This window comes from Burkholderia sp. HMSC10F09 (assembly GCF_001806955.1).
GTDB lineage: Bacteria > Pseudomonadota > Gammaproteobacteria > Burkholderiales > Burkholderiaceae > Burkholderia > Burkholderia multivorans.
Genome location: NZ_KV786517.1, coordinates 1 through 515, shown reverse-complemented (window position 1 = coordinate 515; position 515 = coordinate 1). Strand labels below are relative to the sequence as shown.

Sequence of the window (515 nt, the reverse complement as noted above, 5' to 3'; positions counted from 1 at the left end):
GTCGACGGCGGCCGCCCACGCGCCGGCGCTGTCGCGGCCGTCGTCGAGTGCACGGTCGAACGCGGCGGCGGCCGGCACCAGCGCGTCGAGCATCGTTCTGTCGCCGGCACGGGCGCCGCCGAGTTCGGCGATCGCATCGACCGCGCTGCGCAATGCCGCGGCCCAGTCGCGTGCCGACGGCTGCGCGACGCCGGCGAGGCGCCGCGATGCGCGCAGCAGCGCGGTCGCGTAGAACGGGCCCGAGCTGCCCGCGATCGCGCGGCGCAGTGCGGCGCCGAGCGCGGCGAGCGCATCGGCCGGCGTCGCATACGCGGCTTCGGGCAACGCGAGCATCGCGTCGGCGGCACGATGCATGCTTGCGCCGAGGTCGCCGTCGCCCGCGGCGGCATCGAGCTCGGTCAGCGTCGCTTCGTGGTCGATCAGCGTGTGCGCGACCGCATGCAGCGCCGGGCGCAGCCGCTCGGCCCACGCGCGGCCCGCCGCGTCGAGCGGCGGCGGCGACGGTTCCTGCGGTG

General features: G+C 77.9%; 1 protein-coding gene. It reads right to left on the bottom strand.

Going from position 1 to position 515, the window contains the following annotated elements:
• Positions 1–515: DAK2 domain-containing protein (locus HMPREF3115_RS02185; RefSeq protein WP_141751615.1), on the bottom strand; the 515-nt coding region annotated here is incomplete at both ends.